Origin of the sequence: Candidatus Accumulibacter phosphatis, assembly GCF_012939955.1 — a bacterium.
Classification (GTDB): Bacteria; Pseudomonadota; Gammaproteobacteria; order Burkholderiales; family Rhodocyclaceae; genus Accumulibacter; species Accumulibacter delftensis.
On the sequence record NZ_SPMY01000040.1, the window covers coordinates 39,997 to 63,228 of the forward strand.

Here is a 23,232-nt window from a genome sequence, read left to right on the forward strand (position 1 = left end):
AGTGCGGCTCCTGTCAGCGCAGCCGAGTGAGCACTATAATCGCGGCTGCAGTGGCAACATCGCCGTCGCAAGGGTGAGAATTTGCGACCGTAATTTCCAGAATCAAACTCCCACAGGAGAGCTCATTGTCTTTTGATCATTGCCTTATTCGGCCGTTTGCCGGTCTCCGTCCGCGTCGCCAGGATGCCGCGGCAGTTGCCGCGCCGCCTTATGATGTCCTCTCCAGCGATGAGGCTCGCGCGGCGGCGAGCGGCAAGCCCTTGTCTTTCCTGCATGTGTCCAAGGCCGAGATCGACCTGCCGCCGGAGATCGATCACTTCGCGCCCGAGGTCTATGCTCAGTCGGCGGAAAATTTTCAGCGTCTGATCGACGACGGCGTGCTCTGCCGCGACCCGCATGCGTGCTATTACGCCTATCGACTGGTGATGGGCGAACATGTCCAGACAGGACTGGTGGCCGCTGCTTCGATAGCCGCCTACGACAGCAACCGTATCCGCAAGCATGAGTTCACCCGCCCGGACAAGGAAGACGACCGTGTTCGGCAGATTGAAGCACTGAATGCACAAACCGGTCCCGTGCTGCTGGTCAATGGCGACGACGAGACCCTTGAGCGCCTGCTCCGGGAGGCCGCCGAAAGTGTGCCCGTCGCTGATGTGACGGGCGACAACGGCATCCGGCATACCCTGTGGATGATCGACGACGAGGAGAGTGTTGCGCCTATCAGTGCGCTCGTCGAAGCCATGCCTGCGCTGTATATCGCCGACGGTCATCATCGCTCGGCAGCGGCCTCGCGAGTAGCCGCGGCGCGGCGTGGCCAGGCGGGTGCAGCGGCTAGCGCGGAGTTTTTCCTGGCGGTGATCTTCCCCGCTTCACAGATGCGCATCCTCGACTACAACCGTGTCGCTCGCGACCTCAATGGCTTGAGCGAGGAAGCTTTCCTGGCGGCGGTTGGCGAGCGCTATCACGTTCTGCCGTCGACCAGCCCGGTGAAGCCGGAGCGTAGCGGCGTCTGCGGCATGTATCTTGGCGCTCGCTGGTATCGCCTGGAACTGCGGCCTGGTTTGCTTCCGGCGGCCGATCCGGTACGGCGCGTCGACGTTTCCGTGCTCGCCGAGCAGATCCTTGCTCCGGTGCTGGGAATCACCGACCTGCGCCGCGATACGCGCATCGATTTTGTTGGCGGCATGCGCGGCCTGGGCGAACTCGAACGACGGGTGAATAGTGGCGAGATGGCGGTTGCCTTTGCGCTCTATCCGACGCAGATGGCCGACCTGATGGCGGTTGCCGATGCCGGCGAGGTGATGCCGCCCAAGTCGACGTGGTTCGAACCCAAACTCGCCGACGGCCTGGTGTCGCACGTCCTGGATTGAGCTTCGCAACCGGGTGAGCCGACGAAGCAAGCAGGGGGTCGGTAGCTGGCGTCCGTGCGTCGGCTTCAGCCCGTCCCGGTCTCGCTCTTGACGACGGAAACCTGCGTTTTCCCGGCGCTCAACTCACCGATCACCGTCGCCTGATCGAAGCCTTCCTGCAGGAAAACCGACAGGACTTCGGTGACCACTTCCGGCGCACAGGCGATCAACAAGCCGCCGCTGGTCTGCGGATCGGTCAGCAGGGCCTGTTCAAGCCCAGTCAGGTGCTTCGTCGTCGCTTCGGCCACGTAGTCTCCGTAGCTCGTCCAGTTGCGATCCGAGGCACCGGTAATGCAGCCTTTTTCGGCATAATCGAGGGCGTCGGCCAATAGCGGCAAGGCCGCGTAATCGATGACCGCCGAGACTCGCGATGCCTTGCAGATTTCCACCAGATGACCGAGCAGGCCGAAGCCTGTGACGTCAGTCATCGCATGTACGCCGGCCAGGCAGGCGAGCGCCCGTCCGGGCGTGTTGAGCTGCGTCGTCGAAGCGATCATTGCTGTGTAGTGGCTGGTCGAAAGCAGTCCCTTCTTGAGCGCTGCGCTGTAAAAGCCAACGCCCAATCCCTTGCCGAGAATCAGCTTGTCGCCGGGGCGGGCGCCGGAGTTGCGCTTGAGGTTGTCGGGATGCACCAGACCAATGGCGACGAGACCGTAAATCGGTTCGAGGGAGTCGATGGTGTGGCCACCGGCAATTGGAATACCCGCCTTCGCACAGATCGACTCGCCCCCTTCGAGAATGCGTTTGATCGTCGCGAGCGGCAGTTTGTTGACCGGCATGCCGACGATGGCCAGCGCCAGCAGCGGTACGCCACCCATGGCATAGACGTCGGACAGGGCGTTGGTCGCTGCGATGCAGCCGAAATCGAAGGGGTCATCGACAATTGGCATGAAGAAATCGGTGGTCGCTACCAGCGCCTGATCGGTGTTGAGCTGGTAGACGGCTGCGTCATCACTGGTCTCGATGCCGACCAGCAATTGCTTGGGGACGATGGCGGGAACGGTCTTGGCGAGGATCTGTTCGAGTACATTCGGAGCGATCTTGCATCCGCAGCCGCCGCCGTGTGCAAACTGGGTCAGTTTGAGCGGCTCGCTGTGGACGTTTTCCGGAGTTGCGGGCGCGTTGGTCCGGGATTTTTTTTTTGGTCATGATAAGTCCGCTAGGGGGGCTGGGGCGTCAAGGTGGTGGTGTGGCCGGGGTCTCTACCGGCGAGGCTTTTCAGCTGCTTTCGAAGCCCGCCTCATCGATCGCCGCCGTGAAGTCGGCGATGCTCGCCAACTTCGGGTCGTAGCTGATTCTGGCCTGGCCGGCGTCCAGCGACACCTCGACTCGGGCAACTCCGGGCAAGCTCTCGAGGAGCATGCTGACGCTTTTTACACAGGACTGGCAGTGCATTCCGACAACGCCAATGGCGATGGTCTCCATTTCGCTTCCCTTTCATGTTGTCGGCGCCCTTGCTCGCCGGCGCGCGCCGCAGTCAGTCCCGTTTCCATTGCCGGCACCGCCGGCCATCAGCTGCGGCCCGCATGCCAGCGCTTGAGGAGCAGCGAGTTGGTGACCACCGAAACCGAGCTCATCGCCATCGCCGCGCCGGCAATGACCGGATTGAGCATGCCGAGTGCGGCCAGCGGTATGCCGAGAACATTGTAGATGAAGGCAGAGAAGAGATTCTGCCTGATTTTCCGTAGCGTCGCACGCGAAAGAAGGATGGCGTCGGCAATTCCATTCAGGTCCCCACGCACCAGCGTCACGTCGGCGGCCTCGATGGCTGCGTCCGATCCGGCGCCGATGGCGAAGCTGACATCAGCCGCCGCCAGCGCCGGGGCGTCGTTGATTCCGTCGCCGACCATGGCGACGACAGTGCCGCCCGACTTCAGCGTATTGACTGCCGCGGCTTTGTCGCCGGGGAGTATGCCGGCCCGGAACTCTTCGATTCCCGCTTCGTTGGCGATCGCTGCTGCTGTCGCAGCGTGGTCGCCGGTCAGCATCACCACCCGGATACCCATGCCTTTGAGCCGGGTCACGGCGGCGCGAGAGGTGCTGCGCAAGGGGTCGGCGATGGCCAGCAGCGCCAGGGCCCGCTCGCTGTCTGCCTGATTGCTTTCGGCGTTACTGCCGCCCGGGCCTCGTTCAGCGAGGATCACCACGGTCTTGCCCGTGCGCTGCAGCTTGGCAATCTGGTCGCGCGGCAAACTCATGGCGACAAACTCGCTGGGGGCAGCGAGGCGCAGCAGACGTTCGCCAACCCGACCCTCCACCCCGCGACCGGGAAGGGCGCGGAACTGGGTCAGCGCCGGTAGCGTCAGCTGGCTGGCTTGCGCATGCTGCAGGATGGCCTTGGCCAGGGGATGTTCGGAACCCTGTTCGAGAGCGGCTGCCAGGGTCAGTGCTTCGTCCGCCGACACAGCGAGCGGCAGCAGATCGGTGAGCACCGGCTCGCCACGGGTCAGTGTGCCGGTCTTGTCGACGGCCAGCACGCTGATTTTCTCGGCACGTTCCAGCGCTTCGGCATTTTTGATCAGGATACCCGCCGTGGCACCCTGTCCGGTGGCGACCATGATCGCCGTCGGCGTTGCCAGCCCGAGGGCGCAAGGACAGGCAATCACCAGCACCGCCACGGCATTGATCAGGGCGACGCTGAAGTCGCCGCCAAACGCCCACCAGCCAAGCAGGGTGCACAGGGCAATGGCACAGACGATGGGTACGAAAATTGCCGAGATGCGGTCGGCGAGGCGCTGCACGGGCGCTTTTGAGCCCTGTGCTTCGGCGACCATGCGGATGATTCCGGCGAGCAGGGTGTGTTCCCCGACGCCGCTGGCTCGACAGCGCAGCATTCCCTCGCCGTTGGCCGTGGCCGCGAAGACGCGTGCTCCCGGCTCCTTGGCCACCGGCATGCTCTCGCCGGTGAGCATCGCTTCATTGACCGTCGACGCACCATCAATGACTTCGCCATCGACCGGCAGGTTTTCGCCCGCGCGGACGACAAAGATATCGCCGGGGATGAGCAGCGCGGCGTCGAGTTCTATCAGCCTGCCGTCACGCTCGACGCGTGCTGTTTTCGGCTGCAGGCGGACGAGTGCTTCGATCGCGTCGGTGGTTCTGGCCTTGGCCCGTGCTTCGAGCAATTTGCCCAACAGGACCAGGGTGATCACGGCCGCCGAGGCTTCGAAATAGACATGCAGATGGGCAGCGCCGGAGACGGTGACGAAGAGGCTGAAGCCATAAGCCATGCTGGTTCCCAGGGCGACCAGCAGGTCCATGTTCGCCCCGCCACCACGCAAGGCCTTCCACGCACCAGCGTAGAAACGCCAGCCGAGCCAGAACTGCACCGGCGTCGCCAGTGCGAGTTGCAGCCAGCGCGGCAGCAGGTCCGGGTGAGCTTGCCCGCCGCCCACATCGAACATGGTCAGCATCTGCGCGGCCAAAGGCAGAGTTAGCGCGGCCGCCATCCAGAAGCGGCGCAGTTCAGCCTGTTCGGCGGCTATTTTTTTGGCCTTCTCCTCGTTGCGGCAGCGATTATCGGCGAGGCGCCCAACAAAGCCGGCACGTTCGACGGTGGCGAGCAGCAGCGCTGGATCGACCATGCCCGGCGTATGGCGGAGCGTCGCCCGCTCGGTCGCCAGGTTGACGACCGCCTCGACCCCTGGTAGCCGGTTGAGGAGCTTTTCAAGGCGCGTCGAGCAGGCGGCGCAAGTCATTCCTTCGATGGCCAGTTCTGTGGTCTGTTGCGGGACGCTGAAACCCGCTTTCGCGATCGCCGCGACGACCTCTTGCGGCGAGCTGGTGCCCGGCGAAAGGGCGACCTGGGCGCGTTCGCTGGCCAGGTTGACGCTAGCCATGACGCCGGGCAAGCGGTTGAGGACTTTCTCGATGCGCGTTGCGCAGGCCGCGCAAGTCATGCCCGCGATCGGCAGGTCGAGGCGTGGCGAGTTTTTTTTTCTGTTCGCTCATCGTTTGAGAAGTCGCCTTAATCATGGGGTGTATGCTGACGTCACGATAAGCATGCGCGCCAGCCCGATCATGCCCCAGACGCCAAAGCCGAGAATCAGCAATCCGGATGCCAGGCGTAGCCTTGAATTGCGTGCATAGGCCTGCAAGCGTGACGCAAGCAGGCCGGCGAGCAGCAGATTCGGCAGGGTGCCAGCGCCGAAGGCGAGCATCAGTCCGGCGCCGTGCACGGCGGAACCACTGGTCAATGCTGTGGCGAGCGCACTGTAGACCAGTCCACAGGGCAACCAGCCCCAGAGCAGGCCGAGTGGAAAAGCCTGCGCCATGCTGCGTGCGGGCAGGAAATGCCGGGTCAGTGGTTGCAGATGCCGCCACAGCTTCTGGCCGAAGCGCTCGGTGAACGCCAGCGCCCTGGTCAGGCCCATGAGATACAGGCCGAGGGCGATAAGCATCAGGTTGGCAAGCAGGAAGAGGGCGCTGCGTAGTGGCAACTGCCCGGACAAGGCGAGGCTTGCTTCGCCGAGCGCACCGGCGACGGCGCCGGCTGCCGCGTAGCTGAGGATTCGTCCGGCGTTGTAAGCGAGGAGCAGCGAGGCGCGCGCGGGACCGCCCATCGACAGCGCGCTGACGATTCCGCCGCACATGACGACGCAGTGCGTCCCCCCGAGCAGACCGATCAACAGCAGGGCGAGATAAGACGATTCTGGCATGACCATGAAAGTCGCGTCTGCGCCTGACGAATCTCCCTTCTCCCTGCGCGGGAGAAGGGTTGGGAAAGAGGGGGGCGGTCATGCTCTTCATGTCGGGGAGAACCTATATGACATGACTCTTGGGGATGAGTGCGAACGCCGAGCTGAATGAGCCGGGATTTTACTCCTTCCTCCTCGGCGCCCGGCTGCGCCTTGGTTTCAGATCACCTTCGAGTAGCGGGTACGCTGTCGGTCGGCGCGCAGGTAGCGGTCGAAAACCATCGAAATTGCGCGTACCAGCATCCGTCCTTTCGGGAGAATGGTGATCCAGCGGTCGTCGATGCGCACCAGTCCGGCATCGACCAACTCGTGCAGATCTTCGAGCTCGGTGGCGAAATGCCTCTTGAAGTCGATCAGGTGAGCAATTTCAATCGACTCGATGGACAACTCGAAGTGACACATCAGTGACTGAATGATCGACCGCCGCAGCAGGTCGTCGGCGTTCAGTTCGATCCCGCGATAGACGGGTAGGGTGCCGCTGTCAAGCAGGTCATAGTACTCGTCGAGGGTCTTCACGTTCTGACTGTAGGTCGGTCCGACCTTGCCGATCGACGAGATGCCGAAGGCCAGCAGGTCACAGTCCGAATGCGTCGAATAGCCCTGGAAGTTGCGATGCAGGCGCCCCTGCCGCTGAGCCGTTGCCAGTTCATCGTCGGGCTTGGCGAAATGGTCCATGCCGATATAGACATAGCCGGCTTCCGTCATCTTGCGGATGGCCAGTGAAAGAATCTGCAGGCGTGCATCGGCGCTCGGCATATCCACGTCGAGGATGCGCCGTTGCGGCTTGAACAGGCTCGGCAAATGCGCGTAGTTGTAGATCGATACGCGGTCCGGGCTGGCGGCAATGACTCGGTCCAGCGTGCGGCTGAAGCCGATCACCGTCTGTTTGGGAAGACCGTAGATCAGGTCGACACTGATCGACTTGAAGCCGCTGGCGCGCGCTGCGTCCATTACCGCCAGCGTTTCTTCCTCGCTCTGAACACGATTTACGGCCTGCTGGACTGCCGGGTCGAAATCCTGGACGCCGACACTCATGCGGTTGAAGCCCAATTCTGCCAGTAGTTCGACGGTTGCGCGATCGACCTTGCGGGGGTCGACTTCGATCGAGTATTCGCCGTCTTCGATCAACTTGAAGTGCTGGCGTGTGGCCGCCATCAGTTGGCGCATTTCATCGTGCGCGAGGAAGGTCGGCGTACCGCCACCCCAGTGCAGTTGCGCCACTTCCTGATCGCCCCCTTCGAGATGGCTGCTCTGCAGCGCTAGTTCGCGGGCCAGATACTTCAGGTACTTGGCTGAACGACCATGGTCTTTGGTAATGATCTTGTTGCAGGCGCAGTAGTAACAGATGGTGTTGCAGAAGGGAATGTGGAAGTACAATGACAACTGCCGGCTGACGGCACCAATGTTGCGCTTGCCGAGCCATAGTTGGTATGCATCCGGGCCAAAGGCCTCAACGAAGCGATCCGCTGTCGGGTAGGACGTGTAGCGGGGGCCGTTGATGTCGAAGCGGCGGATGATCTGCGGATCAAACACGAGGTTTTCAGCGCCAGCGTTCATGTTTCCACTTCATTGTTGGTTGCGTGCATTATCGGATTGCCCTGAAGTAAGCGGGTTGACGTGGATCAAACGCAGAGTTTAGTGAAAAGGATGTCGATGTCGACCAGAGATGCGACCGCGAGACTCGCGTTTGAGGTGGTGAAGACCGCCTGTTCGAACTGTAACCTGCGCGAGCTCTGTCTGCCTATCGGCCTCGAGGCGGACGAACTGAAGAAACTCGACGAGTTGGTTTCGACGCGCAGGCGCCTCAAGCGTGGCGATTACCTGTACCGTGCGGGTCAAGGCTTCGAGTCGATCTACGCGGTGCGCAGCGGTTTCTTCAAGACCGACGTGCTGATCGAGGACGGTCGCGATCAGGTCACCGGCTTCCAGATGACCGGCGAGTTGCTCGGCCTGGACGGGATCAGCAGCGAAATGCATACCTGTAACGCCATCGCTCTCGAAGATAGCGAAGTCTGCGCCATTCCCTTTTCGCATCTCGAAGGTTTGTCGCGGCAAATCCATACCCTGCAGCACCACTTTCACCAGGTGATGAGCCGCGAGATCGTTCGTGATCACGGGGTGATGATGTTGCTCGGCACCATGCGCGCCGAGGAACGCCTGGCGGCCTTCCTGCTCAACCTTTCGCAGCGCTTCAAGGCGCGTGGCTACTCGCCGGCCGAATTCAACCTGCGCATGTCGCGTGACGAAATCGGCAGCTATCTCGGCCTCAAACTGGAAACCGTCAGCCGCGCGTTCTCGCGCTTTCAGGACGAAGGCCTGTTGTCCGTTCACCAGAGAAAGATCCGTATTCTCAACACGTCACGCTTGAAGCAACTGATGTCTCACCAGCGCCTTTGATGCTGCGCAAGAAGGCGCTTGTGTTGCTTGCTGTTTCAAGCGATCCACGCCAGCGGGCCGAGCGCGCTGCGGCTGACGGCGACGGTGACGATGTAGGCAAAGGCCAGTAGCGCGGCGACGAAGAAAAACGCCCGCTGCCCTTGGCTGCGCCCGCGCTTCAAGGCCATCGTCCCGCAGCCGATGTAGATCAGCAGGCCGATCAGTTTCGCGGTCAGCCAGCCGACGGCGAAGGGGTATTGAGCGCTGATCACGGCCATGGCCACGGCACTGGCCAGCAGGACGGTATCGACGATGTGGGGCAGGACTCGTGCCAGCGGTTGCTGCAGCCGCGGCGACTTGCCGAGCATCCAGAGTCCACGCACGAAGAAGCCGCTACCGCTCAGCACGACGCAGCCGACATGCAGGTATTTCAGCGTCAGATAGGTCATTACCGGGTCTCCGCAGGCGCAGCTGAAACGAGCGTCAGGGTTTCTTCGATAGTCAGTCGCTGTTGGCGGTAGAAGGCGACGGCGGCCAGCAGGTTGCGCAGCAGCCAGGCATTGGCCACCAACAGCGCCAGTCCAGCCGGATAAGTGAACCACTCAGGCCAGAGCACGGCTGCCAGCAGTAGCGCCAGGGCGACGAAGTGCGCGTGCATCTGCCGGTTGAGCTGTTGCCCGGCGATGACCTTGTTCATGTTCGGAGGAAGCACTCGCCCGCGGCCGAGATTCTGCAAGTGTGACCAGACCAGAAAAGGCACGATCTTGTAGAGCATGCCGATCATTACCGACATGAAGCCGCCGAACAGCGCCAGGATGCCGCACAGCAGGGGCCACTCGCTGCGCTCGCCCAGGGTTGGCCAGCTGCTTGCCGCAAGCCATAGCGCGCAAGCGGCGAGAGTGCTCAGCATCGCCAGGCGCCAAAAGTGTTGCGTGGCATCGAAACGGGTTCGCTTGCTGCGGCTTTGCAGCTGCAGCGTCAGCGCTGCAAAAGCGGCGACCGCGAGCACCGCCGTTGCCGCGAGCCAGGGCGACAGCCATTGCCAGCCAGCGCTATCGGCGACACTCCACAAGATCAGCAGCGCGAGCAGCGTCCACGAAAAACGGCCTGCGAACCACTCCGGGTAGGCTGGCGTCATCTGGAACATCGGGACGACCACGAAAGCGACGGCAGCCAGCAGGACAACGCTCCAGCCGACGAAGCCCCAACCGAGATGGATCGATGTCAGCTGCAGCAGCGGCAGTGCCAGCGATCCGTCGATGGCCACGGCCAGGAGCACGCCGAGGCAGACCGTCACCGTCAAGCCGAGCAAGGACAGCTTCAGGCCGCGAATGGTCGCGTTCGTCGAAGGCACGCCATACAAGGCGTGCCCAGCGCCAGCAATGAACAGCGCGACACCGCCGCCGATCAACACGGCGGCCAGTTCGAACAGCAGCGGCTGGTAGCTCAGGAAGCCGCTCGCCAAGAGCAGCGCGCCAGTGGCGACTGCCGCGTTAACCAGGGTGGCTAGCAGCTGTGGTCGCGAGATGTTCGCTCCGGCGACCACCGGAAGAATCTGGAGCATCGCCCCGAGCATCACCTGCAGCATGAAGCCAACGGTGATCAGGTGCGTCAGTGCCAGGGCTGCGCCGGTCCAGCGTGAGGCGAACAGATCCGGACCACTCCACAGCAGGAGCAGGGCGGCGAGGATGGCAAACAGCGGTGCAGTCAGAAAAAAAACGAAGCGGTGCGGCAAGCGGGGGAGCCTGGTCGAACGACAGCAGCGCCTGCATCAGGGCTCTTGATGTTGGATCAGGACTTCCACCGTGCCGTCGGCTTGGCGCTTGGTCTGCCAGGTGAACCCGTTGAGTTCGAGCGCCCTGTACAGCGGGTAAGGCTCTCGCGGCAGGAGTACCAACAGTTTCTCCGACATCGCGAGCTTGTCGAGCGCTTCCATGGTGCGCACCATCGGTTCCGGTGGCTCCAGGTCGCGGGCATCAAGAACGATAGAGGGTTTCATGGGCGATCGGCTTTATCGGTATCAGGCTGGCGCTTGCACGTCGCCAGCAAGTTGCTGTTGCAGTTCCGGCAGCAGAGCATCGACTTGGTCAGCCAATTGCTGGTCACACATCGGATACAGGATGTTCTCTTCCTTGACATTGTGCTGTTGCATCATGATCAACAGGGTCTCGGCGTTGCCGTTGTAGTCGTCGGCATCGCGCTCGGCCAGGGCGGCTTCGGCCGCGGCCAACAGCTGCCGCATCTGCACATGCTCGCCGCGCATGACCTGCGTTGGCCCCTGGTACATGCCGGTGCGCTTTTCAAAGAGCGGAAAGAGAATGCTTTCTTCGGCCTCGAAATGATTCAGTAGAGCGCCTCGCAAGCGCGGAAATGCGCTTTGCGCCAGTTGCCAGTTCTGGTCGGTCACGGCCTTCTCGACGACCGCCAGAAAATCGTCGCAAGAGCGATGATCTTTGGTCATCAATTCGCTGATCTCGTGCATGAGGCGCCTCGTAGAGTTAAGCTTGCCATTGTCGGCGGCGGCGGCATCGCTAGCGTTGATCGACATCAAACAATAGTTTTGCAATAGTTTTGAACTGGTCGTGCATTGGCACACGAGCTGATTTTCCCGGGGGCCGGCAACGACGGGTGTCGGCTCGCAGCAGCAGATTTCCTGGCCGGCGCTTTGACGGCGATAGGGCGGAAAAGTTCTCGGTTTCCCTTGCTCTTGGCTGACTGTATCGCCGAAAGTCTGTTTCGATGCCAGGATGTTGACCGTGTCCGGGCATCGATCTGGGCGGAAAGCCGGCCCATCGTTTGACTTCCGTCAAAATTGGTGTGACCTTTGTTACCTATAGTCAATTGCCAATTGACGTCACTGTGGAGGAAGCGCCATGTTCAAGCACATCCTTGTTCCTGCGGATGGATCCGATCTTTCAAAGGCAACGGCCCGGCGCGCGGTTTCGTTCGCCAAGGAAGCAGGCGCGCGCATTACGGCATTTTTTGCCAAGCCGGAGTACCCTGTCAGCTACTACGGCGAAGGGGCTCTGATCGATCCGACGACACCAGAGAAATTCGATGAATTTGCCGAGCAGCAAGCACAACAGGTTCTCGACTTCGTCGTTGATTTGGGCAAGGAGGCTGGCGTCCCGGTTGAAAAGTTGTCGCTGACCAGTGACATTCCGTACGAGGCGATCATCGATGCGGCGACGCAAGCAGGCTGCGACCTGATCTTCATGGCGTCGCATGGCCGCCGCGGAATCAGCGCCTTGTTGCTCGGCAGCGAGACGCACAAGGTGCTCACGCACTCGACCATTCCCGTTCTCGTCTATCGCTGATCGCCGGGGGGCTTCCTGGCGTTGGGAGGGAGGCTCGCAGGCACGCCTGGCAGTGCTGCCCTGGTCCACGGCGAGCGCCGCTGGCGAAGTGTGGAAAAATGCCTTGGACGCTTGGGCGTCCGCTGGCTAAATATGGCTGGCGATGGAAAAGGTGTAATGCGCATGCAACGCTTCACGAAAGTTGTTGGCTGGCGTTGCCGGGAGACGCTTCTGGCGTTCGGCCTGGCCGCCAGTTGTACTGCTGTCGAGGCGGTTGATGTCGGCTTGGCCGGCGTATTTCCGGGCAAGGCACTACTGACCATCGGCGGCGGCGCCCCAAGAACGGTGGCTGTCGGCACGGAAACCAGCGAGGGCATTCGGGTACTGGCCGTTGACCGTGAAACGGCAACCATCGAGAGTGACGGAAAGAAGCGTATCCTGCGCGTTGGGCAGAACGTGGTGTCCAGCTCTTCGTCGCAGGGCGGTGACAGGGCGGTATTGACGGCTGACGGCAACGGCCATTTCCTGACCACGGGGAACATCAACGGAACGAGCGTTCGTTTTCTGGTCGATACCGGGGCCACGATGGTCTCGCTCGGTGCCAGTGACGCGCGGCGGATCGGCATTGACGCCAGCAAGGGCCAGTCGGCGATGGTGAGTACGGCCAATGGCGAAGCCCGAGTTTCTCGTGTTCAGCTGGATAGTGTACGTGTTGGCGAGATCGTCCTGCACGGTATCGACGCACTGGTACATCAACAGGACATGCCGTTCGTGTTGCTCGGCATGACTTTCTTGAACCGTATGGAAATGCAGCGTGACGGTCAGACGATGACCCTCAGAAAGCGCTATTAAGAGGAGTCGATGATGGGTCAGCACGAGGACGAAGCAAGCATGTTGAGCGGTGAGCTCGATATTCTGATGGGCGAGCGGCAAACGCTGCTGGAAGTCGTCGGTGCCGCCGCAGCGCTGATCGCTTCGCTCGACAGCCGGGCGCTGCCGCCGACTGCCGTCAAGTCGGCAGATCTGGTGGCAAGGACAATAAACGCTTTGTCGGAAGAGACTTTGCGCGACGCCCTTGCCGCCGTGCGCGCAGAAATCGAGGAAGAGAACGATGCGGGCGGTGCACGAGAAGGCGAGCGTGTCGGCAGCCATTGAGGTCTTGCCGGGTTCTACGACAGAGGCCAACGGCAACGCCGTCGACCTGGATCAATTGCGGCAGGTCTTGTCTGTCGAGCCTGCGAGCTCTCCCTGTGTTCTTGAAGACGGCGTTGGCGACGAAGAACTGCTGCCGGCAGCCGTACTGTTTCCGATTGTTCGACGTAATGGCGAGCCGACGGTTTTGCTGACTCAGCGCACGGCCCATTTGCGCGATCATCCGGGGCAGGTCAGCTTTCCGGGGGGGGCGTTGCGAAGCGAGCGATCCATCGCCGGCCGATACCGCGCTGCGCGAGACCAGCGAGGAAATTGGTTTGTCGTCGGCCCATGTCGAAATCATTGGCTATCTACCCGAGTACCGCACTGCGACGGGTTTCCGTGTCACGCCGGTGGTGGCGATGGTGACGCCACCTTTCGATTTGCAGCTCGATGCCTTCGAGGTGGCGGAAGCCTTCGAAGTGCCTTTGTCATTCCTGATGGATCCCGCCAATCACCAGCGGCATTCGCTTCACTACTGGGGCAAGCTGCGCCACTACTACGCGATGCCCTTTGGCGATTACTTCATTTGGGGCGCTACGGCAGGGATCATCATGTCCCTCTACCGGGCCCTTGAGGTCGCTGGACGCTAATCCAGAACCAGGGCGACTTTCTCGAGGAATTGCTCCACCTTCCGCCGGTCAGGGACCATGCCGAGCGCCAGATGGAGTTGACCGAAGTGGCGCCGCAGTTCGTCCAGGGTTTCCGTTTTCTCGATTTCTGCTGCCAGAACGAGCGCATCCTTACCCAGCAATTCGTGCAAGGTGCGAATGACGTAGCTCTTGGCGAGGCTGATGTCCTCGTCGGGCAGTGCCGCCGAAAGGGGGGCGCCGGTGGTCGCTGACAGTTGCTGCACGAAGCCACCGTTCAGCAATTGTGCGAGGTGCCGCTGGCCCTCCGCGGATGAGGTGCACAGGGCCAGCAACTGCTGTCCCGTACGTTGCCCGTCGATCATGATCAGCATTGCTCGTACTCGTGACGGCAAGCGATGAGCGCGGGTGGATATCTCATCCTGGCCCTTCGCTGTCTTGCTGAATACAGACGATAGTTCCATCCTGAAAAGCCTTTTGGAAGCGCTGGAGCGATTTTGCGAGAAGGGCCGCGCTTCTGCAAGCCCTCCCATACCTGTGGTAGTGTCCTCGTTTGACTACTCCGTCGTCGCCAGCTGGCTGGCGTACGTGATGCCGCTCACGCAATCTATCGGCACGAGCCTCCCGGGCTGAGCCTCGTGCGCAATGTGACGATGGGATTTTGGCAGTCCGCGCACTATTATACGGGCATTCGGCAGGCGCTTGGCATGGGTAAGCTGGTGCTGGCGCGCACGCGGCTTGTCGAGTGGCGCGACGCCCAGCGCTCGCTTGTTGGCCACCGAGATCGCCCGGCAGGCCAGCGAAGAGGCAAGAAGATGCGATTTGCGCGCTACAGCGGTCGTTTTTTCGCTTGCTTCGTTCTTTCCCGCCGCTCAGCGCTCCCTGGAGGGCGATCCGCGAGCGGGCGAGCGCTTTCTTTTCCGTTGCCGCGGCGAGGAGCCGTGATCGAGAAATCGGCGACTTAGAAAGCTTCGCACGGCGAAGCTTTGGTATTATTGACTGGCTAGGCTTTGCGGGGCACTGCTGTTGCTTTCGCCATTGTCGGCAATTTCGAGCCTGCGTTATCCTGTTGGCGAGCGCAGGCCAAGCAGAAAGCCGATGCTGATTTGGTGGGGTTCCTGATGGCCAGCGCTGCGGGTGTACTCAGGCTGCGTCTTGGCCTGCCGCTCGGCGAATGCGGCGATGCTGCCGGCCAGGCCGACAGCGGCGTCGGTGACGAAGCAGAGGTGGATTTCATGGAGAGTGGCGTCGGTCTGATTTGGCGTGCACTGCCACTGTGGCTGTTGTTGTTTGGGCTTGCCAATCCGGTAGGCGGTTGATCGATTATTTACAGGAGTTTCTTCATGAGCAGAGAAGTCGTTGTACTAAGCGCGGTCCGTTCGGCCATTGGCACTTTCGGCGGTTCCCTGGCCAACATGGAGCCGCATGAGCTGGCTGGCACGGTAATGAAAGAGTCAATCGTCCGTTCGGGTGTTGATCCGCAGCAGATCAACTACGTGGCGGTTGGCAACGTCATTCCGACCGATGCGCGCTTCGCCTATGTTGCTCGGGTGGCGGCGATTCAGGCCGGACTGCCGATGGATTCAGTGGCCATGGCGGTTAACCGTCTGTGCGCATCGGGTCTGCAGGGCATCGTGAGCAGCGCGCAGAACATCTTGCTCGGTGACTCCGATTATGGCGTCGGCGGTGGTGTCGAGGTCATGTCGCGTGGTTCCTATATGCTGCCGGCGATGCGCTCGGGCGCACGCATGGGTGACGTCAAGGCGATCGACATGATGGTGGCAACCCTCAACGATCCCTTCGGTGTCGGTCACATGGGGGTCACTGCCGAGAATCTCGCCAAGAAGTGGGATATCAGCCGTGACGAGCAGGATGCGCTTGCTGTCGAGTCGCATCGCCGCGCCGCGGCGGCCGTCGCCGAGGGGCGTTTCAAGTCGCAAATCGTGCCGATCGTGATGAAGACCCGCAAGGGCGACGTGATTTTCGATACCGACGAGCACATCAAGCCGGCGACCAGCATGGAGTCGCTGGCCAAGATGAAGCCCGCTTTCATCAAGGACGGCACGGTGACTGCCGGCAACGCATCGGGTATCAACGATGGCGCCGCATTCATGGTGCTCGCCGCTGCCGATGTCGCCGCTGCCGCCGGGCAGAAGCCGATTGCACGTCTGGTTGCCTACGCCGTTGCCGGTGTGCCGAACGAGATCATGGGTGAAGGCCCGATCCCGGCGAGCAAGCTGGTCCTCAAGAAGGCGGGCCTGACGCTCGATCAGATGGACGTCGTCGAGTCCAACGAAGCCTTTGCGGCACAGGCCATCGCGGTCAACAAGGGGCTTGGCCTTGACCCGGTCAAGACCAACCCGAATGGTGGCGCCATTGCCCTCGGCCACCCGGTCGGCTGCTCGGGCGCTTTCATCGCCACCAAGGCGATCTACGAGTTGCAGCGCACCGGTGGCAAGTACGCGCTGGTCACCATGTGTATCGGTGGCGGCCAGGGCATCGCGGTTATTTTCGAGCGTGCCTGATGGTTGTGTGATGTAGCGCTTCCGAAAACAGAAAAGCCCGACCGTTTTGCGGTCGGGCTTTTTTTTCTTGCATTCGGGGCGATTCTCGCCCCTTACTCCGAGTGACCGGGCAGCCGCAGCCCCAGGGCCGCCTTTTCCGGTGTCGTGCCGTGTTCGACGACGCCGAGCAGGGGCGCTGCGATTCGCTCTTGCAGGGCCGCCAGATTTTCGCTGAAGCGCGACATGGCCGGGTCGATGCGGTTCGCTACCCAGCCGGCGAGAGTCAGACCACGGGCGGCGATCGCCTGTTGGGTGAGCAGCGCGTGATTGATGCAGCCAAGGCGCATGCCGACGACCAGGATCACAGGTAGCTGCAGTGCGGCCGCCAGATCGGCGGCGTCACATGTGCGCCCCAGCGGAACGCAGAAACCACCGACACCCTCGACCAGCACCGCGTCGGCGAGCGCCTGCAGTTGCGCAAAAGTGGCCATGATGTGCGGCAATTCGATGCGCCGGCCTTCCTCCTCGGCGGCAATGTGCGGTGCGATTGCCGCCTTGAAACCGTAAGGATTGACCAGTTCCAGCGGCGGCTGCAGCGACGATGCAGCGAGCAGGCGGTCGACGTCGTCGTTGCGTCCCTTATCGTCGAAACCGGCAGCAACCGGTTTCATTGCTACCGCGCTCAAGCCGGCACGGCGCAGTGCATGCAACAGGGCGCAGGAGACGAAGGTCTTGCCAATTTCCGTGTCGGTACCGGTGATGAACCAGGCGGGCTTGTGCTGCGTGGAATCAGCTTGCATGTTCTCTCTCACTTCCTGGCGTAGGCAAGAATGACGTCGTAACGCGCCGGCAGGCCGGCGGCTGTGCGGTATTGCTCGTAGGCGGCTTGTACCCTCTGCCAGGCACTACGGCCGAGCAAGCCGCTGCGCGCGCCTTCACCGACCGAGTTGGCACCGATTTCCTTGACCGCGCGCAGCAGGGTTTTCAGATCCGGGTAGTGCATGTTGATTGTCTGGCGTTGCAGTCTGACTTCGGCGAAGCCGGCAAGCGTCAGCGCCGCAGCAATGGCGTCTGGTTCGCTGAAGCTCAGGGTGTGGCGGTGGCGGTCGATGCCGATGAAGGCCGCGCGCAGTTCGGCAAAGGTCTGTGGTCCGAGCGTGCTCAGCGCCAGTTGTCCGCCGGGACGCAGAACGCGCCGCGCTTCAGCAAACACCTTGCCGCTATCGCACCATTGCACGGTCAGGTTGGACCACCAGGTCGAATAGCGCTCGTCGCTACAGGGCAGCGCTTCGATGTCTGCGGCCAGGCAGTGATCGGCAGCGCTGCGCGCGACGGCGAGCATGCTTGTCGCGAAGTCGACCGCCGTGATGTGCGCGCTCGGCCAGCGTGCGCGTAGCAGGCGGCAACCATGGCCCGTGCCACAGCCGGCATCGATGATCGTGCCTGGTTCTGGAAGCGGTGAAAAATCGGCCAGCAGGCGCTCACCGACCTGGCGCTGCAAGACTGCGGCGTCGTCGTAGGAGGCGGCGGCACGCGCGAAGGATTCACGAACGCGCGGCTTAGCGGGTAGTAACAGGGGCATGACAGAAGTCGTCCAGCAGTCGCGCGAAGCGATCCGGGTTGGCCAGGAAGGGGGCATGCCCGGTATTGTCGAAAATATCCAGTTGCGCGTTCGCCAGCTGTCCCGCCAGGTAGGTTGCCGCCGCGGCCGGGTTGAGCGGGTCCTCGCGGCCATGGATTATCAGGCTGCGCGTGGCAATGCCTGGCAGTAAGGGCCGCAGATCAAGCTCGCGTAGCCACTCCAGGCCACCGCGCAGCGTGCTGCTGTCGGGCTGGGGCGCTGCGCGCAGACCGGCGAGGAGCATACGGGTGATTGCTCGCGCCTTGGCGTCGCCCTGGCTGAGGACGGTGACGAAACGCTGCAGGGTCTGCTGTGGCTGCACCTCGACGCCGGCCGAAAAGTGGTCGACCAGTGCCGGCGTTTGTGCTGTCGGCCAGTCGGCGCGCTGCAGGAAACTGGGCGTGCTGCCGACCAGTACCAGCCCGGAGACTCGTTCGGGTGCCAGCAGCGCGGCGCGCATGGCGAGCAGGCCGCCGAGTGACCAGCCACACAGGGTGACCCGCTCCGGCAGCGCGTCGAGCAGCGCCTGCGCCGTCGCCGAAAAATCAGGGAAATTGGTGTGCGCATCGCCGTCAGCGGCGCTTTGGCCGTAGCCGGGCAAGTCGATCAGGTGTATGCGGCAGTTGCGCGACAAGCGATCGAGCACTGGCTGCCAGACCCAGCTGCCCAGCCCCCAGCCGTGGATCAGGGCCAGATCCGGGCCGCTGCCGCTGGCAGTGTTCATGCCAGCTCACGCAGCGCGTCGACCAGTTGCGCGAGCTGTTCCTCAGTGTGGCTTGCGGTCAGTGATACGCGCAGGCGTGCCGTTCCCTTGGCCACCGTCGGCGGCCGGATCGCCGGCACCCACAGGCCGCGGTCGTAGAGCGCGCTGGCGATGCGCAGGGTCTCGTGGTTGTCGCCGATGATCACCGGCTGGATGGCTGTCGGCGAGGGCAACAGGTGCCAGCGCGTGCCGGCCAGCCCGTCGCGCAACTGCGCAATGAGCTGCCATAGCCGGCTGCGCCGGGCGTCACCGTCGGCGATCAAATCCAGACTGGCGATTAGCGCACAGGCGGTGGCCGGGCTGCCGGCCGTGGTGAAGAGGTAGGTGCGCGCGCGCTGCTCCAGCCAGTCGATGACCGTCCTGTCGCCAGCCACGAAAGCGCCGGCCGCCCCCGCTGCCTTGCCGAGGGTACCCATGTACAGCAGGCGTTTGGCGGCGGGTAGCTGGAAATGCGCGAGACTGCCGCGGCCTTGCGCGCCGAGGACGCCGAAACCATGCGCGTCGTCGATCACCAGCCAGGCGTCGAAGCGTTCGGCGAGTTCCAGCAGCCCCGGCAAGGGTGCCAGATCACCGTCCATGCTGAATACCGCATCGCTGAGGATCAGCTTGCGGGGTGCCGGGCTGGCGGCGAGCAGGCGCTCGAGTGCCGCCAGATCAGCGTGCGGGTAGCGCTGGCTTTCGGCACGTGAGAGCTGCACAGCGTCGATCAGCGAAGCGTGGTTGAGGCGGTCGGCGAAGACCGCGTCCTTGCGCCCGACCAGCGCCGGAATGATTCCCAGATTGGCCATGTAGCCGGTGGAGAAGAGCAGGGCGCGGGCAAAGCCCGTGAAATCGGCCAACTTCTGTTCGAGGGTGGCGTGCGGCGTCAGGTGGCCGCTGACCAGGTGCGAGGCGCCGCTGCCGACGCCCCAGCTCCTGGCACCGAGGCAGGCCGCCTCGATCAGCACCGGGTCCTTGGCCAGGCCCAGGTAATCGTTGCTGCAGAAGCTGATCAGCGAGCGCCCATCGACGCGCGCCTGCGGACCGCAGGGAAGGTCCAGGGTGCGACGCGTGCGTCTGAGCCCGGCTGCCTGCAGGGCGTCGAGTTCGCTGTGCAGTTCTTCCCAGATCATGAGTGCAGCGCGGCGTCCAGTGCGGCGATGGCGCGCGCGACGAGAAAGTCGCACTCCTCCTGGCTGATCACATACGGCGGCATGAAATAAATCGTGTTGCCGATCGGTCGCAGCAGGATTTCCCTGGCCAGCGCCTGGCGGTAGAAGCGCTCGGAGAACTGCGTGTCGTCGCTGCGCACGTCGAACGCAGCGATCATGCCGCACTGGCGGAGATGACGCACGTGCGGGTGATCGGCTAGCGGCTTCAGGCAGTTGCCGAGATGCGCGCTGAGTGCTCGATTGGTGTCGATGACCCGGTCTTCGGCAAAGATGTCGAGCGTCGCCAGAGCGGCTCGGCAGGCCAGAGCGTTGCCGGTGTAGGAGTGCGAATGCAGAAAGCCACGGCTGACGCGGTCGTCGTAGAAGGCGGCATAGACGGTGTCAGTGGTGAGCACCATCGACAGCGGCAGGTAGCCGCCGGAAATGCCTTTCGACAAACACAGGAAGTCCGGCCGGATGCCGGCCTGCTCGTGGGCGAAGAAAGTGCCGCTGCGGCCACAGCCGACGGCAATCTCGTCACAGATCAGGTGCACCTGATAGCGGTCACAGAGGGCGCGGGCCAGGCGTAGGTATTCGGGGTCGTACATGGCCATGCCGCTGGCGCACTGGATGAGCGGCTCGACGATCAGGGCTGCGATGCGCGAGTGATGCTCGTCAAGATGGCGCTCGAGCGCCGCGGCGGCACGGCGGGCGACATCAAGCGCCGACTCTCCCTCTTGCGCCAGGCGTGCGTCAGGTGTCGGCACGGTGCTCGCCGGACGAATCAGCGGTGCGTAGGCGTCTTTGAACAAGGCGACGTCGGTCACCGCCAGCGCGCCGACGGTTTCACCGTGGTAACTGCCGCGCAGGCAAAGGAATTCCTGTTTGCCGCCCTGGCCGCGGTTACGCCACGAATGAAATGACATCTTGAGCGCGATTTCAGTCGCCGAAGCGCCGTCGGAAGCGTAGAAGCAATGGCCGAGCGCGCCGCCGGTAAGTGCTGACAGGCGCTCGGAAAGCTCGACCACCGGCTGGTGCGTGCAGCCGGCCAGAAGCACGTGTTCGAGTTGCTCGAGCTGCGCGTGCAGCGCGGCGTTGATGCGCGGATTACAGTGGCCGAAGAGATTGACCCACCACGAGCTGATCCCGTCCAGGTAGCGTCGGCCATCGAAATCGTGCAGCCAGACGCCCTTGCCGCTGGCGATGGGAATCATCGGCAGGGCGCTATCGCCTTCCGCATGCTGTTTCATCTGGGTGCACGGGTGCCAGACGGCCGCCAGGCTGCGCTGCAGCAGATCGCTATTGGTCATCAGAGTTTGCCCGCCGCCGCTCAGTGCAGCGTCTGCGAGGGCGAGTCGTCCTGCTCGGGCATTTCGGCATGGACCGTCTCACCCTCGATATTGGGATACAGCGGTGCGCCGCAGTCGTCGCAGAACTCATAGGGGAACTGCTGGTCAAGGACGGTGACTTCCTTGAGACCGGTCTTGCGCAGCACGCCCTCGATTTCTCCAGCCACGTCGGTCGTTTCGTCTTCAATGCCCAGCAAAGGCCAGACCACGCCGTGGTAAATGACATCGTCGTCGCATGGGCCAAAGCCGATGCGGTATTCTTCCAGCCGCTTGTCGTGAAAGCCGCCGACGATGGCGCGCAGATTGTCGGCTGACTCACCAAGTGTCGCCTGCAGGAAGGCCACCGAGGCGTTCAGCGAGTAGGGGCGCGAGGCGCTGTCGGCGGCGCGACAGGCGGCATGGTAGGCGTCGGCGAGCAGCGGTTGATAGGCACAGCCGGTCAGCAGCGGTTCGAAGCAGGGGGCGCCCTGGCGCAGCCACTCCTTGAGCGCCGTCTCACGGGTGCTCTTGTCTTCCTCGTTCCAGCGGAAAAGGGGCAGGCCACGCGGCACCGCCAGCGCCCCGATCACGTAGCGGGTGTCGGAGAGGAAGCGGTTTGTTTCCGGCATGCTGGCGGCGTCTACGCTGAGATCACAGCCGGCGAGCGCCGCTGCACCGAGTTTCTGCAGCAGTTGCCAGGTGTCGACAAAACTGTGCGGGAGCTGGTCCGGGCTATAGAGGTAATCGGCCAGCGCGACGCGGGCACCGGCGGCAAACACGTGCGCCCCAAGCTGGACCTTCAAGGTCTGCAGGAGGCCCTGCGGAATCGCCGTCGCGGGAATCGAGAAGCGCGACCAGCCGAGTACCGGAACCGCAATCAGCAGGACGTCGAAATCCTGGCCGCGATCGAGCATGATGCACGATTCGGCCTGTGACTCGACGATGTCGGCGAGATCGTCATGGGCCATCGCGTGCGTGTCGAAGAGGCGGTCCAGCGAGGCGTTCAAGTCCTCCTCGGCGCCATCGTGCAGCAGTTGGTCGACGAGTTCGGCCAGACGTTTCTGCCAGAACAAATCCTCGAGCTTGCTGCCCGACTCGGCCAAGCCGATGGCCAGACGGCCGAGTTCGGTGGCGTCAGCAGAAATACGCTTGCGGGAGGAGAAGCGGTTGCGTTTCATCGTCGGGAGCCTGCAGCAGAGTCAATCCGCCATTGTAGCAAGCTGGCGCGCCCGGCGTCCGCGCGCGTGCATCTTCGTGTGTTTTCGTGCCTGTTCGTACATCTGCCTGGCGGGCATGGCGACGGTCGCCAGCCGGCGCGCGAGAACGCGGCCCCTCAGGCGATGCGCAGCTGTGCCAGCGATGCGAACGCCGCCTGCTCGCCGATGTCGGGGGTAATGATCAGTTCGAGGATGTTGACCGCAGCCAGCTCGACGCGATGGTCTTCGCTCTGGCTGGTGGCCCCGTCCGGGCTGAAGTTCCATTGCTGCCTGACGATGTCCCGGAACGATTGTCCGCCATCGGCAGAGCAGCGCAGAACGTACTCCTGGGTACGCTGCACCGAGGTTTCGACGAAGGACAGCCAGATCCTGCGCAACGTCTGCGGCTGTGCAAAGAGCAGGCGGATGGTCTGCTTGCCCGAAACAGCGGCACGCCAGCCGCTGCCGCCGCCTGGCACCAGGGCAGACTCGATGGGGTGAGCCGCGTCTTCCGAACTGATTTCTACCTCAGCCAGGTCTTCGAGATTGAGCCAGTCCCCGTGCGGCGAAGCGCCGGCCTGCTGGACATCGGAGATTACTCGCTTGCGCATGGCTACAAACCCCTCATCAGTAAGCGGCGCTCCGCGACGCGGAGGCCGTAAAGCGAGATCTTTGCCGCTACGCGGGTCTTACATTTCCCCGAGTCGTGCGGCCACATCACGTTCGGCCTCAATCCAGTATTGCGTCGAAGAGCCTTGAAAACCGTCATTTTCAGCAATGAAGTAGGCCGCCGACTGGACCATGGAATAGCGTTCTTCAGCGCTCGGCTTTTCTGCGCCTGGCGTGGCAGCGGGGGTCGGCGCAGCGGCCACGGGCTGTGGGCTGCTCGCTGCAGGGATGGTGGTGGCCGCAGGCGCTGCGGGCTTCTTCACCGCCGGCTTCTTCACCGCAGCGGGAGCGGCTTTCGTCGCCACCGGTGGCTTGGCTGCGGACGGCTTGGTGGCTGCCGCAGCGGCTAATGTCGTTGGTTTGGTCGCCGACTTGCTGGCGGCTGGTTTCTTCTTGGTCGTGCTGGTCGTGGTTTCTTCAGCCATGATCTATCCCTTTTTTCTTTCGATGTCAGTATGGTTG

25 protein-coding genes and 1 pseudogene are annotated in these 23,232 nt (G+C 62.8%); 8 read left to right on the plus strand and 18 right to left on the minus strand.

Annotated features, from left to right (window positions below; genetic code table 11):
* Positions 1-125 precede the first annotated feature (125 nt).
* Positions 126-1,370: a DUF1015 domain-containing protein gene (locus E4Q23_RS14105; protein ID WP_169067219.1), complete on the plus strand. Its 1,245-nt coding sequence runs from the start codon at positions 126-128 to the stop codon at positions 1,368-1,370.
* A gap of 65 nt (positions 1,371-1,435) precedes the next feature.
* Here the strand turns inward: E4Q23_RS14105 and selD are convergent, their stop codons facing one another.
* The 5 genes from selD to hemN all read right to left on the minus strand — a co-directional run bounded on the left by selD (position 1,436) and on the right by hemN (position 7,663).
* Positions 1,436-2,488: a selenide, water dikinase SelD gene (gene selD, locus E4Q23_RS14110; RefSeq protein WP_169067273.1), complete on the minus strand. Its 1,053-nt coding sequence runs from the start codon at positions 2,486-2,488 to the stop codon at positions 1,436-1,438.
* Between the two features lie 139 nt (positions 2,489-2,627).
* On the minus strand, positions 2,628-2,834 hold the full coding sequence (locus tag E4Q23_RS14115; RefSeq protein ID WP_169067220.1) for a heavy-metal-associated domain-containing protein: 207 nt from the start codon (positions 2,832-2,834) through the stop codon (positions 2,628-2,630).
* A gap of 86 nt (positions 2,835-2,920) precedes the next feature.
* Positions 2,921-5,308, minus strand: coding sequence for a heavy metal translocating P-type ATPase (locus tag E4Q23_RS14120; RefSeq protein ID WP_169067221.1), 2,388 nt, complete (start codon positions 5,306-5,308; stop codon positions 2,921-2,923).
* A gap of 72 nt (positions 5,309-5,380) precedes the next feature.
* Positions 5,381-6,067 carry a sulfite exporter TauE/SafE family protein gene (locus E4Q23_RS14125; RefSeq protein WP_169067274.1) on the minus strand — a complete coding sequence of 229 codons (687 nt, stop codon included), beginning with the start codon at positions 6,065-6,067 and terminating at the stop codon, positions 5,381-5,383.
* Between the two features lie 198 nt (positions 6,068-6,265).
* Positions 6,266-7,663: an oxygen-independent coproporphyrinogen III oxidase gene (gene hemN / locus E4Q23_RS14130; RefSeq protein ID WP_169067222.1), complete on the minus strand. Its 1,398-nt coding sequence runs from the start codon at positions 7,661-7,663 to the stop codon at positions 6,266-6,268.
* A 96-nt stretch (positions 7,664-7,759) separates the two neighbouring features.
* On the opposite strand from hemN, the gene fnr reads away from it, so the two are divergent.
* Positions 7,760-8,503, plus strand: coding sequence for a fumarate/nitrate reduction transcriptional regulator Fnr (fnr, locus tag E4Q23_RS14135; RefSeq protein WP_169067223.1), 744 nt, complete (start codon positions 7,760-7,762; stop codon positions 8,501-8,503).
* A gap of 35 nt (positions 8,504-8,538) precedes the next feature.
* Here fnr and E4Q23_RS14140 read toward each other — a convergent pair whose 3' ends face one another.
* Genes E4Q23_RS14140 through E4Q23_RS14155 form a run of 4 tightly spaced genes read right to left on the minus strand, consistent with a single transcriptional unit; the run spans position 8,539 to position 10,964 of the window.
* Positions 8,539-8,931 carry a SirB2 family protein gene (locus E4Q23_RS14140; protein ID WP_169067224.1) on the minus strand — a complete coding sequence of 131 codons (393 nt, stop codon included), beginning with the start codon at positions 8,929-8,931 and terminating at the stop codon, positions 8,539-8,541.
* On the minus strand, positions 8,931-10,217 hold the full coding sequence (locus E4Q23_RS14145; protein WP_248595448.1) for a hypothetical protein: 1,287 nt from the start codon (positions 10,215-10,217) through the stop codon (positions 8,931-8,933). The genes E4Q23_RS14140 and E4Q23_RS14145 overlap by 1 nt, the downstream gene beginning before the upstream one ends.
* Positions 10,218-10,253: 36 nt before the next feature.
* A complete protein-coding gene (locus E4Q23_RS14150) occupies positions 10,254-10,481 on the minus strand; it encodes a DUF2249 domain-containing protein (protein ID WP_169067225.1) in 228 nt (75 codons plus the stop codon).
* A gap of 21 nt (positions 10,482-10,502) precedes the next feature.
* Positions 10,503-10,964, minus strand: a complete 462-nt coding sequence (locus tag E4Q23_RS14155; protein WP_169067226.1) for a hemerythrin domain-containing protein — start codon at positions 10,962-10,964, stop codon at positions 10,503-10,505.
* A 391-nt stretch (positions 10,965-11,355) separates the two neighbouring features.
* Here E4Q23_RS14155 and E4Q23_RS14160 point away from each other — a divergent pair, with 391 nt between their 5' ends.
* From E4Q23_RS14160 to E4Q23_RS14175, 4 genes and pseudogenes are all read left to right on the plus strand, one after another.
* Positions 11,356-11,799: a universal stress protein gene (locus E4Q23_RS14160; protein ID WP_169067227.1), complete on the plus strand. Its 444-nt coding sequence runs from the start codon at positions 11,356-11,358 to the stop codon at positions 11,797-11,799.
* 162 nt (positions 11,800-11,961) lie between these two features.
* Positions 11,962-12,630, plus strand: coding sequence for a retropepsin-like aspartic protease family protein (locus tag E4Q23_RS14165; RefSeq protein ID WP_169067228.1), 669 nt, complete (start codon positions 11,962-11,964; stop codon positions 12,628-12,630).
* A 12-nt stretch (positions 12,631-12,642) separates the two neighbouring features.
* Entirely contained in the window at positions 12,643-12,933 is a 291-nt protein-coding gene (locus tag E4Q23_RS14170) for a hypothetical protein (RefSeq protein ID WP_169067229.1), read from the plus strand.
* Positions 12,890-13,562: pseudogene (locus E4Q23_RS14175) on the plus strand (CoA pyrophosphatase). The gene E4Q23_RS14170 and the pseudogene E4Q23_RS14175 overlap by 44 nt, the downstream one beginning before the upstream one ends.
* On the opposite strand, the gene E4Q23_RS14180 reads toward E4Q23_RS14175, so the two are convergent.
* On the minus strand, positions 13,559-13,933 hold the full coding sequence (locus E4Q23_RS14180) for a hypothetical protein (RefSeq protein WP_169067230.1): 375 nt from the start codon (positions 13,931-13,933) through the stop codon (positions 13,559-13,561). The pseudogene E4Q23_RS14175 and the gene E4Q23_RS14180 sit on opposite strands and share 4 nt — an antisense overlap.
* Before the next feature lie 747 nt (positions 13,934-14,680).
* On the opposite strand from E4Q23_RS14180, the gene E4Q23_RS14185 reads away from it, so the two are divergent.
* Positions 14,681-14,878 (plus strand): hypothetical protein, encoded by a 198-nt coding sequence (locus E4Q23_RS14185; RefSeq protein WP_169067231.1) that lies wholly within the window; start codon positions 14,681-14,683, stop codon positions 14,876-14,878.
* 24 nt (positions 14,879-14,902) lie between these two features.
* On the plus strand, positions 14,903-16,084 hold the full coding sequence (locus E4Q23_RS14190) for an acetyl-CoA C-acyltransferase family protein (RefSeq protein ID WP_169067232.1): 1,182 nt from the start codon (positions 14,903-14,905) through the stop codon (positions 16,082-16,084).
* Between the two features lie 92 nt (positions 16,085-16,176).
* Here the strand turns inward: E4Q23_RS14190 and bioD are convergent, their stop codons facing one another.
* The 8 genes from bioD to E4Q23_RS14230 all read right to left on the minus strand — a co-directional run bounded on the left by bioD (position 16,177) and on the right by E4Q23_RS14230 (position 23,195).
* Positions 16,177-16,863: a dethiobiotin synthase gene (gene bioD / locus E4Q23_RS14195; RefSeq protein WP_169067233.1), complete on the minus strand. Its 687-nt coding sequence runs from the start codon at positions 16,861-16,863 to the stop codon at positions 16,177-16,179.
* 8 nt (positions 16,864-16,871) lie between these two features.
* On the minus strand, positions 16,872-17,645 hold the full coding sequence (gene bioC / locus E4Q23_RS14200) for a malonyl-ACP O-methyltransferase BioC (protein ID WP_169067234.1): 774 nt from the start codon (positions 17,643-17,645) through the stop codon (positions 16,872-16,874).
* Positions 17,623-18,408, minus strand: a complete 786-nt coding sequence (locus E4Q23_RS14205) for an alpha/beta fold hydrolase (protein WP_169067235.1) — start codon at positions 18,406-18,408, stop codon at positions 17,623-17,625. The genes bioC and E4Q23_RS14205 overlap by 23 nt, the downstream gene beginning before the upstream one ends.
* Positions 18,405-19,559: an 8-amino-7-oxononanoate synthase gene (bioF, locus tag E4Q23_RS14210; protein WP_169067236.1), complete on the minus strand. Its 1,155-nt coding sequence runs from the start codon at positions 19,557-19,559 to the stop codon at positions 18,405-18,407. Before bioF ends, E4Q23_RS14205 begins: the two co-directional genes overlap by 4 nt.
* Positions 19,556-20,887, minus strand: a complete 1,332-nt coding sequence (locus E4Q23_RS14215) for an adenosylmethionine--8-amino-7-oxononanoate transaminase (RefSeq protein WP_169067237.1) — start codon at positions 20,885-20,887, stop codon at positions 19,556-19,558. Before E4Q23_RS14215 ends, bioF begins: the two co-directional genes overlap by 4 nt.
* 20 nt (positions 20,888-20,907) lie before the next feature.
* Positions 20,908-22,083 (minus strand): DUF2863 family protein, encoded by a 1,176-nt coding sequence (locus tag E4Q23_RS14220; RefSeq protein WP_169067238.1) that lies wholly within the window; start codon positions 22,081-22,083, stop codon positions 20,908-20,910.
* Between the two features lie 155 nt (positions 22,084-22,238).
* Positions 22,239-22,712, minus strand: a complete 474-nt coding sequence (locus tag E4Q23_RS14225; protein WP_169067239.1) for a carbohydrate-binding protein — start codon at positions 22,710-22,712, stop codon at positions 22,239-22,241.
* Positions 22,713-22,790: 78 nt separating this feature from the next.
* Positions 22,791-23,195: a DUF2934 domain-containing protein gene (locus E4Q23_RS14230; RefSeq protein WP_169067240.1), complete on the minus strand. Its 405-nt coding sequence runs from the start codon at positions 23,193-23,195 to the stop codon at positions 22,791-22,793.
* Positions 23,196-23,232 lie beyond the last annotated feature (37 nt).

Bases quoted from the DNA above. Each gene is read 5' to 3' on its own strand.
- E4Q23_RS14150 (WP_169067225.1), bottom strand. From the start codon at position 10,481: ATGAAACCCTCTATCGTTCTTGATGCCCGCGACCTGGAGCCACCGGAA.
- E4Q23_RS14170 (WP_169067229.1), top strand. From the start codon at position 12,643: ATGGGTCAGCACGAGGACGAAGCAAGCATGTTGAGCGGTGAGCTCGAT.
- E4Q23_RS14125 (WP_169067274.1), bottom strand. From the start codon at position 6,067: ATGCCAGAATCGTCTTATCTCGCCCTGCTGTTGATCGGTCTGCTCGGG.
- E4Q23_RS14165 (WP_169067228.1), top strand. From the start codon at position 11,962: ATGCAACGCTTCACGAAAGTTGTTGGCTGGCGTTGCCGGGAGACGCTT.
- E4Q23_RS14215 (WP_169067237.1), bottom strand. From the start codon at position 20,887: ATGACCAATAGCGATCTGCTGCAGCGCAGCCTGGCGGCCGTCTGGCAC.
- E4Q23_RS14230 (WP_169067240.1), bottom strand. From the start codon at position 23,195: ATGGCTGAAGAAACCACGACCAGCACGACCAAGAAGAAACCAGCCGCC.
- hemN (WP_169067222.1), bottom strand. From the start codon at position 7,663: ATGAACGCTGGCGCTGAAAACCTCGTGTTTGATCCGCAGATCATCCGC.
- E4Q23_RS14140 (WP_169067224.1), bottom strand. From the start codon at position 8,931: ATGACCTATCTGACGCTGAAATACCTGCATGTCGGCTGCGTCGTGCTG.
- E4Q23_RS14120 (WP_169067221.1), bottom strand. From the start codon at position 5,308: ATGACTTGCGCGGCCTGCGCAACGCGCATCGAGAAAGTCCTCAACCGC.
- E4Q23_RS14115 (WP_169067220.1), bottom strand. From the start codon at position 2,834: ATGGAGACCATCGCCATTGGCGTTGTCGGAATGCACTGCCAGTCCTGT.
- fnr (WP_169067223.1), top strand. From the start codon at position 7,760: ATGTCGACCAGAGATGCGACCGCGAGACTCGCGTTTGAGGTGGTGAAG.
- E4Q23_RS14160 (WP_169067227.1), top strand. From the start codon at position 11,356: ATGTTCAAGCACATCCTTGTTCCTGCGGATGGATCCGATCTTTCAAAG.
- bioF (WP_169067236.1), bottom strand. From the start codon at position 19,559: ATGATCTGGGAAGAACTGCACAGCGAACTCGACGCCCTGCAGGCAGCC.
- bioC (WP_169067234.1), bottom strand. From the start codon at position 17,645: ATGCCCCTGTTACTACCCGCTAAGCCGCGCGTTCGTGAATCCTTCGCG.
- E4Q23_RS14190 (WP_169067232.1), top strand. From the start codon at position 14,903: ATGAGCAGAGAAGTCGTTGTACTAAGCGCGGTCCGTTCGGCCATTGGC.
- E4Q23_RS14180 (WP_169067230.1), bottom strand. From the start codon at position 13,933: ATGCTGATCATGATCGACGGGCAACGTACGGGACAGCAGTTGCTGGCC.
- E4Q23_RS14205 (WP_169067235.1), bottom strand. From the start codon at position 18,408: ATGAACACTGCCAGCGGCAGCGGCCCGGATCTGGCCCTGATCCACGGC.
- E4Q23_RS14225 (WP_169067239.1), bottom strand. From the start codon at position 22,712: ATGCGCAAGCGAGTAATCTCCGATGTCCAGCAGGCCGGCGCTTCGCCG.
- E4Q23_RS14185 (WP_169067231.1), top strand. From the start codon at position 14,681: ATGGCCAGCGCTGCGGGTGTACTCAGGCTGCGTCTTGGCCTGCCGCTC.
- E4Q23_RS14220 (WP_169067238.1), bottom strand. From the start codon at position 22,083: ATGAAACGCAACCGCTTCTCCTCCCGCAAGCGTATTTCTGCTGACGCC.
- bioD (WP_169067233.1), bottom strand. From the start codon at position 16,863: ATGCAAGCTGATTCCACGCAGCACAAGCCCGCCTGGTTCATCACCGGT.
- E4Q23_RS14155 (WP_169067226.1), bottom strand. From the start codon at position 10,964: ATGCACGAGATCAGCGAATTGATGACCAAAGATCATCGCTCTTGCGAC.